The sequence below is a fragment of the Nonomuraea salmonea genome (genome assembly GCF_042428605.1).
Lineage (GTDB): Bacteria > Actinomycetota > Actinomycetes > Streptosporangiales > Streptosporangiaceae > Nonomuraea > Nonomuraea salmonea.
On sequence record NZ_JBHMCF010000011.1, the window covers coordinates 845,645 to 859,776 of the forward strand.

Annotated in this window: 9 protein-coding genes; 2 read left to right on the forward strand and 7 right to left on the reverse strand. The window is 70.4% G+C overall.

Features of this window, described 5'->3' with window-relative positions; genetic code table 11:
• Window positions 1-126 precede the first annotated feature (126 nt).
• The gene (locus ACFFR3_RS14295) at window positions 127-549 is read left to right on the forward strand and encodes a pyridoxamine 5'-phosphate oxidase family protein (protein ID WP_345401508.1); all 423 of its coding nucleotides are present in this window, start codon (window positions 127-129) and stop codon (window positions 547-549) included.
• Window positions 550-573: 24 nt separating this feature from the next.
• Window positions 574-1,539, forward strand: coding sequence for a 2,3,4,5-tetrahydropyridine-2,6-dicarboxylate N-succinyltransferase (dapD, locus tag ACFFR3_RS14300; protein ID WP_364366198.1), 966 nt, complete (start codon window positions 574-576; stop codon window positions 1,537-1,539).
• A 434-nt stretch (window positions 1,540-1,973) separates the two neighbouring features.
• Here dapD and pyk read toward each other — a convergent pair whose 3' ends face one another.
• The 7 genes from pyk to gltB form a co-directional block, all read right to left on the reverse strand.
• A complete protein-coding gene (pyk, locus tag ACFFR3_RS14305) occupies window positions 1,974-3,404 on the reverse strand; it encodes a pyruvate kinase (RefSeq protein ID WP_364366196.1) in 1,431 nt (476 codons plus the stop codon).
• A 35-nt stretch (window positions 3,405-3,439) separates the two neighbouring features.
• A complete protein-coding gene (locus ACFFR3_RS14310) occupies window positions 3,440-3,643 on the reverse strand; it encodes a DUF2784 domain-containing protein (RefSeq protein ID WP_345401499.1) in 204 nt (67 codons plus the stop codon).
• Window positions 3,644-3,785: 142 nt separating this feature from the next.
• On the reverse strand, window positions 3,786-5,432 hold the full coding sequence (locus ACFFR3_RS14315; protein ID WP_379483254.1) for a S8 family peptidase: 1,647 nt from the start codon (window positions 5,430-5,432) through the stop codon (window positions 3,786-3,788).
• A 141-nt stretch (window positions 5,433-5,573) separates the two neighbouring features.
• The gene (locus ACFFR3_RS14320) at window positions 5,574-6,983 is read right to left on the reverse strand and encodes an MDR family MFS transporter (protein ID WP_364366189.1); all 1,410 of its coding nucleotides are present in this window, start codon (window positions 6,981-6,983) and stop codon (window positions 5,574-5,576) included.
• A 150-nt stretch (window positions 6,984-7,133) separates the two neighbouring features.
• Window positions 7,134-7,715, reverse strand: a complete 582-nt coding sequence (locus tag ACFFR3_RS14325) for a TetR/AcrR family transcriptional regulator (protein ID WP_345401490.1) — start codon at window positions 7,713-7,715, stop codon at window positions 7,134-7,136.
• Window positions 7,716-7,817: 102 nt separating this feature from the next.
• Complete coding sequence (locus tag ACFFR3_RS14330) at window positions 7,818-9,296, reverse strand: glutamate synthase subunit beta (RefSeq protein ID WP_345401487.1); 1,479 nt, start codon at window positions 9,294-9,296, stop codon at window positions 7,818-7,820.
• Between the two features lie 14 nt (window positions 9,297-9,310).
• On the reverse strand, window positions 9,311-13,816 hold the full coding sequence (gene gltB, locus ACFFR3_RS14335) for a glutamate synthase large subunit (RefSeq protein WP_364366185.1): 4,506 nt from the start codon (window positions 13,814-13,816) through the stop codon (window positions 9,311-9,313).
• Window positions 13,817-14,132: the final 316 nt, after the last annotated feature.

Consider the following 14,132-nt stretch of genomic DNA (forward strand, 5'->3'; position numbering starts at 1 on the left):
GTGGGGCTCGTGGGGTGGGAGGCGTCAGGGAGGGAAGGGTGAAGGATGGTGGGGTCGGGACTTTTCGGGATCCCGCCCAGCGGGAATAGCCGTTGCACGATCGATGAAATACGGGGGTGGGGTGGGATGCCGTTGAGCCTGGCGGATCGGGAGGCGTTCCTGGCGGAGCCGCACATCGCGAGCCTGGCCGTGGAGTCGGGTGACGGGCGGGGGCCGCTGACGGTGCCCGTGTGGTACGACTATCTCCCGGGCGGCGAGGTCAGGTTCCTGACCGACGGCGACTCGATCAAGGCCAGGCTGATCGCGAAGGCGGGGCGGTTCTCGCTGCTGGTGCAGCGGTCGAGCCCGACCTACCGGTACGTGTCGGTGGAGGGCCCTGTGGTGCGGTCGGGGCCGACGACGCTGGAGGATCTGACCCGCATCTCGTCCCGTTATCTGCCGCCCGACGCCGTGTCGGGATATGTGCAGGGTTCCGATCTCCATGTGCTGGTGACGTTCAGGATGCGGCCCGAACATTGGCTGTCGGCCGACCTGGGCGCTCTGGGCTGAGCTCAAGAACGGTATTTTTGGCCCGTGACTGCTATCGACCCGACCTCGATCGGTGCCTTCGGCACCGGCCTGGCGACCATCGCCGCTGACGGCACCGTACTCGACACCTGGTTTCCCGCTCCCGAGCTGGGCGACGCGCCGGCCGCGGGGACGCGGCGGCTGTCCGGCGATGAGGCCGGGGAGCTGGCCGAGCTGACCGGCCCCGACGCGGCGCGCGGCGTGGAGGTGGTGGCGGTGCGCACCGGCATCGCCAAGCTCTCCGAGCCGCCGGCCGACGCGCACGACGTCTACCTGCGCCTGCATCTGCTGTCCGCGCGTCTGGTGCGCCCTCATGGGGTGAACCTCGACGGCCTGTTCGGCCTGCTGGCCAACGTGGTGTGGACCAACTTCGGGCCGTGCCCGGTGGCGGACTTCGAGCGGACGCGGCTGCGGTTGCGCGGGCGGGGGCCGGTGACGGTCTACGGCGTGGACAAGTTCCCGCGGATGGTCGACTACGTGCTGCCTTCCGGGGTGCGCATCGCCGACGCCGACCGGGTGCGGCTGGGTGCGCATCTGGCGTCCGGCACGACGGTGATGCACGAGGGCTTCGTGAACTTCAACGCCGGCACGCTGGGCGCGTCGATGATCGAGGGCCGGGTGTCGGCCGGTGTGGTGGTCGGTGACGGCTCCGACGTGGGCGGCGGCGCCTCGATCATGGGGACGCTGTCGGGCGGCGGCAAGCAGGTCATCTCGATCGGTGAGCGCTGCCTGCTGGGCGCGAACGCCGGGCTCGGCATCTCGCTGGGCGACGACTGCGTGGTGGAGGCCGGCCTCTACGTCACGGCGGGCACGCGGGTGACCCTGCCCGACGGCACCGTGGTGAAGGCGGCCGAGCTGTCGGGCTCCAACGGCATCCTGCTGCGGCGTAACTCACAGACGGGCGCGGTGGAGGCGCTGCCGCGCCAGGGCGGCAAGGTCGAGCTCAACGCGGCCCTGCACGCCAACGACTGACACCCCGGCCTATGCCTGGTGGGCCGCCGAACGGGCGGCCCGCCACGATGCGTGACGGCAACGGCCTCAAGACTCCGCCGAGCGGCCGATGACCGGTCGGCTGCGCGCTGACCGGCCAGCGGGGCGCGAAGGCGCCGCCGGACCGCGGTAAGGCTGATCGGGCGGGCGCAAAACCGCCGGCCCAATCGCACGCGGGCCTCTTCGGGCGGGCACGAAGACGCCCGCCGAGCCCCACGCGGGCCTTCGCACCAGCACCCGCCACGGACCCCCGCGTCGGGCACCGGAGGCCCGCTGTAAGCCCCCCCGCCACGGACCCCGCGCGTCGGGCACCGGGGGCCCGCCGTAAGCCCTCGCCACGGACCCCGCGCGTCGGCACCCGGGGCCCGCCGTAACCCCGCCCCGGGCGGCAGGCCCAGAGGCTGGGCGGGGCGGGGTCAGTGGGCGTGGGAGACCGCTGAGCCGATGGTGTGGACGCGCAGGGCGTTGGTGGAGCCGGGGGTGCCGGGAGGCGAGCCGGCCACGATGACGACCTTGTCGCCCTTCTCCAGCCGTCCGAGCGACAGCAGCGACGCCTCCACCTGCCGCACCATGTCGTCGGTGTGGTGCACGAACGGCACGTGGAAGGTCTCCACGCCCCAGGTCAGCGAGAGCTGCCCGCGTACGTGGGGCGCGCTGGTGAAGGCCAGCAGCGGGATGGGCGAGCGGTAGCGGGCCAGGCGGCGCGCGGTCTCGCCGGACATGGTGAAGGCGATGAGCGCCTTGGCGCCGACGATGGCGCCCACCTCGGCGGCGGCCCTGGCGATGGCGCCGCCGGTGGTCTCGGGCATGCGCTCGAGGGTGTGGGTGGCGTGCAGCGAGGACTTCTCGGCGGCGCAGGCGATGCGGTCCATCGTGGAGACGGCTTCGATCGGGTAGTTGCCGACGGAGGTCTCACCGGACAGCATGACCGCGTCGGCACCGTCCATGACGGCGTAGGCGACGTCGGAGGTCTCGGCGCGGGTGGGGCGCGGGGAGTTCATCATGGAGTCGAGCATCTGGGTGGCCACGATGACGGGGTGGGCCTTCTCGCGGCACAGCTCGATGATGCGGCGCTGGACGATCGGCACCTGCTCCAGGGGCAGCTCGACGCCGAGGTCGCCGCGGGCGACCATGATGCCGTCGAAGGCGTCGACGATCTCGGGGAGGCGGTCGACGGCCTGCGGCTTCTCGATCTTGGCGAGCAGCGGCAGGCGTACGGCCTCCTGCTCCATGATGTTGCGCACCACGTCGGCGTCGGACGGGCGGCGGACGAACGACAGGGCGATCATGTCGAAGCCGGTGCGCAGCGCCCAGCGCAGGTCGGCTTCGTCCTTGTCGGTCAGCGCGGGGGCGCTGACGTTGACGCCGGGCAGGTTGAGGCCCTTGTTGTCGGAGATCATGCCGCCGATGACGACCCGGGTGATGACGCGGTCGCCGTCGACGCGGGTGACCTCGAGCACGAGGCGGCCGTCGTCGACGAGGATGGTGTCGCCGGGGCTGACGTCGTTGGGCAGTCCCTTGTAGGTGGTGGAGACCTGTTCGCGGTCTCCTGGGACGTCTTCGCCGGTGATGGTGAAGACGTCGCCGAAGCCGAGCCTGACGGGGCCTTCCTCGAAGGTGCCGACACGGATCTTGGGGCCCTGCAGGTCGGCGAGGACGCCTACACCGCGGCCGAGGTCGGCCGCCACCTCCCTGACCCGGTCGTACACCTCTCTGTGCATGTCATGGTTGCCATGGCTGAGGTTGAACCGTGCTACGTCCATGCCCGCGGCGATGAGCTCGCGGAGGCGTTCCTTGGACGATGTGGCGGGGCCTAGGGTGCAGACGATTTTCGCGCGACGAGTCACGAGTCCTACCTTAATTGGTACAGACCACTTGGCAGTCACTGACGACGGAGAACGTACCCGACGTATGAGAACAGAACGAGAACGGCGACCGCCGGTCGCGCCACGTTCGTGTACTCCTCCGGGTAGATCACGCCTTCGATGTAGTGGTCGATGAAGCCGCTCGCGGGCAGACCTGCCTCGCCCGCGTGGCGACGTGCCCAGTCTTCCACGAGTGTGAGCGGGCATTCGACGCCGGTCACGACGGACTGCACTCCCCAGGCCGCGACGGCGAGGTGGATCAGATCGTGCGGCGCCGGCGCCAGGCGAGGAAGCCGCCTAAGGTCAGGTAGGCGAGAGAAGCGAGATGTACCCCCATCGCGGCGTCGGCGAGGAGGCGGTACATCATGGCTGCGCGGTCGCCGCCTTCCAGGCGTTCACGATGCCGTGACCGTAGAAGCCGTTGTCGTCGGTGTCGCCCTGGCACAGGTGTTTCTCGCTGGTGCCGAAGGCGTTGTAGGTGTACTCGCGCGGGCTGGGGCAGGCCTTGGGGGTGGCGGTCTTGTAGAGCAGGTCCTGGACGGTGTCGGGGGCGAGTTCGAGCCCGCCCTTGCCGGGCTTGCCGAAGCGGCTGATGAGGATGGCGGCGACGCCGGTGGCGTGCGGCGCGGCCATGGAGGTGCCTTCGAGGTACTGGTAGTAGGAGCAGGGGCCGCCGGTGCAGTCGCGTACGACGTCGGCGCCCTTGGGCTTGCCGTCCTTGCCGACGCGGCCCGCGGCGCGCAGCACGTGTTCCGGCGCGGCGGCGAGGATGGACCTGGTGACGTTGACGCCCTGCCCGTCGAGCACGTCGCCGCCGGGGGCAGAGACGTCGGTCTGCTCGACGCCGTAGTCGCTGTAGGCGGCCTTGCGGCCGGAGGGGCCGAGCGCGGAGACGGAGATGACGCCTTTGGACTCGGCCGGCACGTTGATGCAGGAGTTGTCGATCGTGCGTTCCTTCTCGTCGCCCTTGGGGTAACCGGGGCTCTGCTTGTCGATCTTGGGGTTGCCGAGGTCGGTGGAGCCGTTGCCGAGGGCGGAGATGAGGGTGACGCCGCGCTTGCGCGCGTAGTCGAGTGCGCGCTGCATGCCGGTGATGATGGCGCGCTGTTCGAGCTGCTGTTTCTTGGTGTCGGACTTGTTGGCGCGGCAGTTGAACAGCCAGGGGTCGACGTAGTAGCTCATGTTGACGACGTCGACGCCGATGTCGGCGGCGTAGGTGAGGGCGTCGAGGCTGGGCTTGAGGAAGAAGAAGCCGGAGTCCTGGCCTGCCCTGATGTTGACGATCTGGACGCCGGGCGCGACGCCGGCGATGCCGATGCCGTTGATGGGCGAGGCGATGGTGCTGGCGACGTGGGTGCCGTGGCCGTCGTCGTCGGCGTCCACGGGATCCTTGCAGTTCTTGGCCTCGCAGGGGCCGTCGAGGGTCTCGCCGTAGTCGTCCTTGGGGCGGTCGGTGACGAAGTTGCGGCTGAGCTCGCGGTTGAAGTTGGGGGCGATGTCGGGGTGTTTGCCGTCCACGCCGGTGTCGATGACGCCGACGAGGACCTTCTTGCTGCCGGGGACCTTGGCGTTGGCGCGGTCGGCGCCGATCATGCGCATGTCCCACTGGCGGGGGGCGAGCGGTTCGCCGGCCCGCTTGGTGAACGCCTGCTCGTCGGGGAGTGCTCGCGTGACGGGCTTCGATGCCGTACGCCCGATGCTGCGGTCGGGGCTGACCCCGACGACGGCGGGGTCGCCGCCCACGGCCGCCTGGAAGGCGCCGTCGCCCCCGGCGGCGAGGAGGTAGCCGAGCTTGGTGTTGTCGGCGACGGTGGTGCCGCCGGCGCGTTCGACGGCGGCCTTGGCCTCACGCCCGCGGCCGTGCTCGTAGAAGACGAGGTATTCGGGCTGTCCCTGGCCTTGCGGGGTGGGTTTGCGGGCGGCCTCGCCGGGCTGGGGGGCGGTGGCGGAGCAGGCCGCGAGGGTGACCGCGGCGGCCAGCGCCGTCATGCCAGAGGCGAGCCGCCGCATAGTTCCCCCAACGCCTGAATGCCGCAGAATCTGAATGTTCCCGACAGTCAACCAGTGATGCAACCGAGTGGTGAAATTTCGGTTGATGGTGGGCGAAGCGGACCTCTATCCCCCAGCCCGCTTCGCCCCTTCAGGCGCGTGTCAGTCGCGGTGGCTCAGCCGTACGTCAGGAAGCCAGGCCAGCAGCACCGCGGCGGCCAGCATGATCGGCCCGGTCCACGCGAACACCCCGGTGATCGCGTCCGCGAAGGCCAGCTGCGTGGCGTGCCGTACGGCCTCGGGCAGCGCCTGGACGGCGGCGGGGGTGAGCGCGGCCTGCCCCGGCGCGAGGCCGGCGGCGAAGACGCCGCCGAGCGCCGACACGCCCACCGCGCCGCCGACGCCACGGGCGAACGTGACGGCCGAGGTGGCCGCGCCCCGGTCGGCCGCGGGCGTGGTGGTCTGGACGGCGAGCAGCAGGTTCTGCCCCATCACGCCCAGCCCGAGCCCGCACAGCACCATGTACGCCCCCGACGCGACCGCCCCGGTGCCGAGGTCCATGGTGGCGAACAGCAGCCCGGAGATCCCGGCGCAGACGGCCCCGCCCACGATGAGCCACTTGTACCGGCCGAGCCTGGTCACCAGCTGCCCGCCGAGCGTGGAGGCGACGATCATGCCGCCCATGAGCGGGAGCAGCAGCAGCCCCGAGTCGGCCGCCCCGGCGCCGCGCGCGAGCTGCAGGAACATGGGCAGGAAGGTCGCCATGCCGAGCATCGCGGTGGCCATGAGCACGACGGTGACGATGGGCAGGGTGAAGGAGGCCGAGCGGAACAGCCGCAGCGGCAGGATGGGCTCCTCCGCCGCGCGTTCCGCGAGGACGAACAGCACGGCCAGCAGCACCGCGCCGGCGCCGAGCCCGATGATGACGGGCGAGGTCCAGGCGTGCACGGTGCCGCCCCAGGAGGCGAGCAGGGTCAGGCAGGTCAGCAGGCCGGCGATGAGCGCGGCGCCGAGCCAGTCGACGCGGTGCGGCGAGGTGCGGCGGGGCAGCTTGAGCACGGCGAAGGCGACGGCCAGCGCGACGGCGCCGAGCGGCAGGTTGATGTAGAAGATCCAGCGCCAGGAGATGTGCTGGGTGAGGTAGCCGCCGACGAGCGGCCCGGCGATGGAGGCCAGCCCGAAGACGCCGCCGAACAGGCCCTGGAAGCGGGCACGCTCGCGGGGGGTGGCGAGGTCGGCGGCGATGGTCATGGTCAGCACCATGAGGCCGCCCGCGCCGATGCCCTGGAAGGCGCGGAAGGCGATGAGCTGGCCCATCGACTGGGCGACGCCGCACAGGGCCGAGCCGATGACGAACAGGACGATGGCCGCGAGGTAGAGGGTGCGGCGGCCGTACATGTCGCTGAGCTTGCCGAACAGCGGGGTGGCGATGCCGGAGGTCAGGGCGAACGCGGTGACCAGCCAGGACAGGCTCTCAAGCCCGTGCAGCTCCCCCACGATGGTGGGCATGGCGGTGGCCACGACGGTCTGGTCGAGCGCGGCCAGGAACAGGGTGATGATGAGTGACCCCATGCTGACCCAGAGTGTTCGCCTCGGGGTGGACTGCTGGGGGATTGTCGCTACCATGAGTCGACTCCTTGCTTCTTTTTCGCGAGAGGGCAGGAGTGATCCGCGGCGATCGGGGGTGCCACCCCGGTCGCCGCTTGTCTTTCCTCAGGAGAGTCAGAGTCCGTTTTCGAGCAGCGTGAACGCCTCCTCGAGCAGGTCCTCCACCGCGCCGCCGCCGGCCAGCGACTCCTGCACGGCCGAGATGGCCGCGCCGAAGGCGACGATGACGAGCAGCCTGGCGTGCACGGCGCTGGTGACGCCTGGACGGCCGCTGACGGCGCCGAAGAGGCTCTCCATCAGCTTCGTCTCGTCGACGGCCCTGGCCTTGGCGGCCAGCTCGGGGTGACGCCTGCGCAGCTCGGCGAACGGCTTCATGTCGGCCATGATCGGCCGCAGCCGCGCGGCGAGCGTACGCGCCACGACCTTGAGCGACTCGAAGGCGGGCTCGTCCGCGGGCCTTTCCTGCAGCAGCCCGATGAACTCCTCGGGCGTCCACATGGGGCCGGGGGCGAGCGCCTCCTCCTTGGAGGCGAAGTAGTTGAAGAAGGTGCGCGGCGAGATGTCGGCCGCCGCGCTGATCGCCTCCACGGTGGCGGCTTCGAGCCCCTGGTCGAGCGCGATGCGGACGGCGGCCACCCTGATGGCCTGCCGCTTCTCGGCCCGGCGGCGCTCACGCCGCTCCTGCGGACTCTCCATGCCTTGCACTGTACGCACCTTTTGCACACCCTGCAAGGCATGCAGAGTGTGCAAAAAGCAGAGCGCCCGCCACAAGGGCGGGCGCTCCGGAGAACGAGCAGGTCAGACCAGCGGACGCGCGGTCGGCAGGATCGGGTACGGCAGCGCCGTGTCCCCGGTCAGGAACCGGTCGACGCCGGAGGCGGCGGCCCGACCCTCGGCGATGGCCCACACGATGAGCGACTGGCCGCGCCCCATGTCGCCCGCCACGAAGACGCCGTCGACCTTCGACATGTACGTCTTGTCGCGCGCCACGTTGCCCCTGGCGTCGTAGAAGCCGTCACCGGCGACCTCGGCCAGGTCCTGCAGCAGCGAGCCCTTCTCCGGCCCGAGGAAGCCCATGGAGAGCGTGACCAGCTCGGCCGGGATCTCCCGCTCGGTGCCGGGGATCGGCTTGAAGCCGTTCTGCGGCCCCTCGACCTCGACCAGGCGCAGGGCCCGCACGTTGCCGTCGTCGTCGCCGACGAACTCGGTGGTGGAGACCGCGTAGACGCGCGCTCCCCCGCCCTCGGCCAGCTCCTCGTGGGCGCTCTCCATCTTGAACAGCATCGGGTAGGTCGGCCACGGCTGGCCGGCCGGCCGCGTGGCGGGCGGCTGCGGCATGATCTCCAGCTGTGTGACGGACGCGGCGCCCTGCCTGATCGCGGTGCCGATGCAGTCGGCGCCGGTGTCGCCGCCGCCGATCACCACCACGTGCTTGCCCTCGGCCGAGATGGGCGAGGCGGGCAAGTCGCCCTCCTGGACCTTGTTGGACAGCGGCAGGTATTCCATCGCCTGGTAGATGCCCTTGAGCTGGCGCCCGGCCACCGGCAGGTCGCGCCACTGGGTGGCGCCGCCCGACAGCACCACGGCGTCGAACTGCTCGCGCAGCTCGGCGGCGGTGATGTCGACGCCGACGTTGACGGAGGTGCGGAACTCGGTGCCCTCGGCCCGCATCTGCTCGAGCCGGCGCTCGATGTGCCGCTTCTCCATCTTGAACTCGGGGATGCCGTAGCGCAGCAGGCCGCCGATGCGGTCGGCCCGCTCGAACACCACCACGTCATGCCCCGCCCTGGTGAGCTGCTGGGCGGCGGCCAGGCCCGCCGGGCCCGAGCCGACGACCGCGACCTTCTTGCCGGTCTTGACGGCCGGCGGCTGCGGGCGCACCCAGCCCTCGGCGAACGCGCGGTCGATGATCTCGACCTCGACCCGCTTGATCGCCACCGGGTCGGAGTTGATGCCGAGCACGCACGCCGCCTCACACGGAGCCGGGCAGAGCCGGCCGGTGAACTCGGGGAAGTTGTTGGTGGCGTGCAGCCGCTCGATGGCCTCCTGCCAGTCGGTGCGGTAGACCAGGTCGTTCCACTCGGGGATGAGGTTGCCCAGCGGGCAGCCGTTGTGGCAGAACGGGATGCCGCAGTCCATGCAGCGGGCCGCCTGCTTGGTCAGCTTCTCCTGGGAGAAGTCCTGGTAGACCTCGCGCCAGTCGCTGATGCGGACGTCCACGGGACGGCGCGCCGGCAGCTCCCGGTCGTGCGTGAGAAAACCCTTCGGGTCAGCCATGCGGTACGCCTCCCTTAACCCTGAACCGCGGCCGCCATGACGGCCTCGTCGATGTCCCTGCCTTCGATGCGGGCGGCCTCGGCGGCCTCCAGCACCCTCTTGTAGTCGGTCGGCATGATCTTGCCGAACCTGGCCAGCGCCGCGTCCCAGTCGGCCAGCAGCTGCTTGGCGACCGGCGAGCCGGTCTCCGCGAAGTGCTTCTCGACGGTCTCCTTGAGGAACTCGGCGTCCTCCTCGGTGAGCGCCTCGATGGCGACCATCTCGCGGTTGACCCGCTCGGGCTTGAGATCCAGCAGGTACGCGATGCCGCCCGACATGCCGGCCGCGAAGTTGCGCCCGGTCGGGCCGAGCACCACGGCCTTGCCGCCCGTCATGTACTCGCAGCCGTGGTCGCCCACGCCCTCGACGACCGCCGTCGCACCGGAGTTGCGCACGCAGAACCGCTCACCCACGACGCCGCGGATGAACACCTCGCCGGAGGTGGCGCCGTAGAGGGCGACGTTGCCGGCGATGATGTGGCCGTCGAGCGGCGCCCCGTCGTGCGGCCGCACCGTGATGCGCCCGCCCGACAGGCCCTTGCCGACGTAGTCGTTGGCGTCGCCGGTCAGCCGCAGCGTGATCCCGCGCGGCATGAACGCGCCGAACGAGTTGCCCGCCGAGCCGGTGAAGGAGATGTCGATGGTGTTGTCGGGCAATCCCTTGCCGCCGTGCCGCTTGGTCACCTGGTAGCCGAGCATGGTGCCGACCGTACGGTTGACGTTGCGGATGGGCAGCTCGAGCGTCACCGGGGTGCCGTCGTCGATGGCGCCCTCGGCGAGCTGGATGAGCGTGTTGTCGAGCGCGTGCTCCAGCCCGTGGTCCTGCTCGACGAGCCGGCGCAGCGCGGTGCCGGCGGGCAGCTCGGGCCGGTGCAGGATCGGCGACAGGTCGAGGCCGCTGGCCTTCCAGTGCTCCTCGGCCGCCGTCGTGTCGAGCAGCTCGACGTGCCCGATCGCCTCGTCGAGCGAGCGGAAGCCCAGCTCGGCGAGGTATTCGCGGATCTCCTCCGCGATGAACTCGAAGAAGTTGACCACGAACTCCGGCTTGCCGGTGAAGCGCTTGCGCAGCTCGGGGTTCTGCGTGGCGACGCCCACCGGGCAGGTGTCGAGGTGGCAGACCCGCATCATGACGCAGCCGGAGACCACCAGCGGGGCGGTGGCGAAGCCGTACTCCTCCGCGCCGAGCAGCGCGGCGATGACGACGTCGCGGCCCGTCTTGAGCTGGCCGTCCACCTGCACCACGATGCGGTCGCGCAGGTCGTTGAGCAGCAGCGTCTGCTGGGTCTCGGCCAGGCCGAGCTCCCACGGCGCGCCCGCGTGCTTGAGCGAGGTCAGCGGCGAGGCTCCGGTGCCGCCGTCGTGGCCGGAGATGAGCACCACGTCGGCGTGCGCCTTCGACACGCCGGCCGCGACCGTGCCGACCCCGACCTCGGCGACCAGCTTCACGTGGACCCTGGAACGCGGGTTGGAGTTCTTCAGGTCGTGGATGAGCTGGGCGAGGTCCTCGATGGAGTAGATGTCGTGGTGCGGCGGCGGCGAGATGAGGCCGACGCCGGGCGTGGAGTGGCGGGTCTTCGCGATCCACGGGTAGACCTTGTGACCGGGCAGCTGGCCGCCCTCGCCGGGCTTGGCGCCCTGCGCCATCTTGATCTGCAGGTCGTCGGCGTTGACCAGGTATTCGGAGGTGACGCCGAACCGTCCCGATGCCACCTGCTTGATCGCCGACCTGCGGGCCGGGTCGTACAGGCGCTCGGGGTCCTCGCCGCCCTCGCCGGTGTTGGACTTGCCGCCGAGCCGGTTCATCGCGATGGCGAGCGTCTCGTGCGCCTCCATGGAGATGGATCCGTACGACATCGCGCCGGTGGAGAAGCGCTTGACGATGCTCTCGACCGGCTCGACCTCCTCGATGGGGATCGGCGTGCCCTTGCGCAGCTTGAACAGGCCGCGCAGGGTCATCAGCCGCTCCGCCTGGGAGTCCACGAGGTTCGTGTACTCCTTGAAGATCTCGTAGCGGCGGGTCCTGGTGGCGTGTTGCAGCTTGAAGACGGTCTCGGGGTTGAACAGGTGCGGCTCGCCCTCGCGCCGCCACTGGTATTCGCCGCCGACCTGAAGCCTGCGGTGCGGGTTCTCCACCCGCGGGTAGGCGTGGCGGTGGCGCTGCGCGACCTCCTCGGCCAGCACGTCGAAGCCGACGCCGCCGAGACGGGAGGTGGTGCCGGTGAAGCAGGAGTCGATGACCTCCTGGCTCAGGCCGAGTGCCTCGAAGATCTGCGCGCCCGTGTAGGAGGCCACCGTGGAGACGCCCATCTTGGACATGACCTTGATGACGCCCTTGCCGTACGCCTTGATCAAGTTGCGCACGGCCTTGTGCTTGTCGGCCTTGAGCGCACCGCTGTCGACCAGATCCTCGATGGTCTCGATCGCCAGGTAGGGGTTGATCGCGGCGGCGCCGTAGCCGATGAGCAGCGCCATGTGGTGGCACTCGCGGGCCTCGCCGGTCTCGATGACCAGGCCGATCTTGGTGCGGGTCTTCTCCTGGATGAGGTGGTGGTGCACCGCGCCCGTCAGCAGCAGCGACGGGATCGGCGCCCGTTCCTCGGAGGAGCCGCGGTCGCTCAGCACGATGATGCGGGCGCCGTCGGCGATCGCCCTGGACGCCTCGGCCCTGATCTCCTCCAGCCGCCGCAGCAGGGCCTCGCCGCCGCCGGAGACGTCGTACAGGCCGCTGATCACGTAGGGGTGGAAGCCCGGCAGGTCGTGCTCGTCGTTGATGTGGATGATCTTGGCGAGCTCGTCGTTGTCGATCACCGGGTACGGCAGCACGAGCTGCCGGCAGGAGCTGGGCCCCGGGTCGAGCAGGTTGCCCTCGGGCCCGAGCGTGCTGGCCAGGGAGGTGACCAGCTCTTCCCTGATGGCGTCCAGCGGCGGGTTGGTGACCTGCGCGAACAGCTGGGTGAAGTAGTCGAACAGCAGCCGCGGCTTCTCGCTCAGCACGGCCACGGGCGTGTCGGTGCCCATGGAGCCGATCGGCTCCTGGCCGGTGCGCGCCATCGGCGACAGGATGATGCGCAGCTCTTCCTCGGTGTAGCCGAAGGTCTGCTGCCGCTTGACGAGCGCCTCGTGGGTGGGGATCTCGCGCTGGCGGGCGGGCAGCTCCTCGAAGCGGACGAGCCCGGCGTGCAGCCAGTCTTCGTAGGGGAGCTCGGCGGCGAGCTCGGCCTTGATCTCGTCGTCCTCGATGATCTTGCCGCGGGCGGTGTCGATGAGGAACATCCGGCCCGGCTGCAGGCGGCCCTTGCGGACGACGTCCTCCGGCGCGATGTCCAGCACGCCGGCCTCGGAGGCCAGCACGACCAGGCCGTCGGCGGTCACCCAGAAGCGGCCTGGACGCAGGCCGTTGCGGTCGAGCACGGCGCCGGCGACGGTGCCGTCGGTGAAGGTGATCGAGGCGGGGCCGTCCCAGGCCTCCATCATCGTGGAGTGGAACTCGTAGAACGCGCGCCGCGCCGGGTCCATCTCCGTGTGGTTCTCCCACGCCTCCGGGATCATCATGAGCACGGCGTGGGGCAGGCTGCGGCCGCCCATGTGGAGCAGCTCGAGTGCCTCGTCGAAGCTGGCGGTGTCGCTGCCATCCGGGTCACAGATGGGGAAAAGTCGCGAAATATCGCCCGGAATGTGGGCGGAGGCGAGCATCGCCTCGCGCGCCCGCATCCAGTTGCGGTTGCCCTTGACCGTGTTGATCTCGCCGTTGTGGGCGATGTAGCGGTAGGGGTGGGCCAGCGGCCAGCTCGGGAACGTGTTGGTGGAGAAACGCGAGTGGACCAGCGCGATCGCCGTCGCGTAACGCTCGTCGCTCAGGTCGGGGAAGAACGGCTCGACCTGGTCGGGCGTCAGCATGCCCTTGTAGACGATCGTCCGCGAGGACAGCGAGGGGAAGTAGACGTCGGCCTCGTGCTCGGCCCGCTTGCGCAGGCAGAACGCCAGCCGGTCGAGCTCGAGCCCGGCACGGCCGTCCTGGTCGGCGACGAACAGCTGCGCGAAGTGCGGCATCACGGCCCGCGCGCTCGGGCCGGGCAGGTCGCGGTCGACCGGCAGCTCACGCCAGCCGAGCACGCTCAGGCCCTCCTCGGCCGCGATCTCCTCGATCAGGCGGACGGCGACCGCCCTGGCCTCGGAGTCGAACGGCAGGAAGGCGATGCCGGTCGCGTACGAACCGGCCGCGGGCAGCGTGAACGGCACGCTCGCCCGGTAGAACTCATCGGGGATCTGCGTCAGGATCCCGGCTCCGTCGCCGGTGTCCGGCTCGCTACCCTTGGCCCCCCGGTGATCGAGATTGCACAGCGCCGTCAGCGCCTTGACCACAATGCCGTGATCACGCCGACCGGCGACGTCGGCGACCATGGCGACACCGCAGGCATCGTGCTCGTTGGCGGGGTGGTAAAGACCCTGAGGCTCGGGGAACCCGAGGTGGGCAGCAGGCATTGAATCCCTCCCGTCGTCTTCGTCTGTCTGAAACTCCTGCACAGGCGAGGGACGACGTTGGCCCTGCTGCATATCGTGGGTAGAGGTTACCTCACCCTGCCGGAATGGTGCCCGCCGCGTCCGCATTGCGAACCTTGGCAGCCGTCCCGACATCCGAACTCGCTATCCCAAACCCCGGACACCGCCCGCGAAATTCCCGCTCAGCCCCCCGATTTCCGCCACCCGGATCGACTTCCCTTACCCACCCGCGCATCCCCCACCCCCACCCACCGCCCCAAGCCCCCCACCGGCCCCTTCTCCCCCGCTTCCGGCCCCG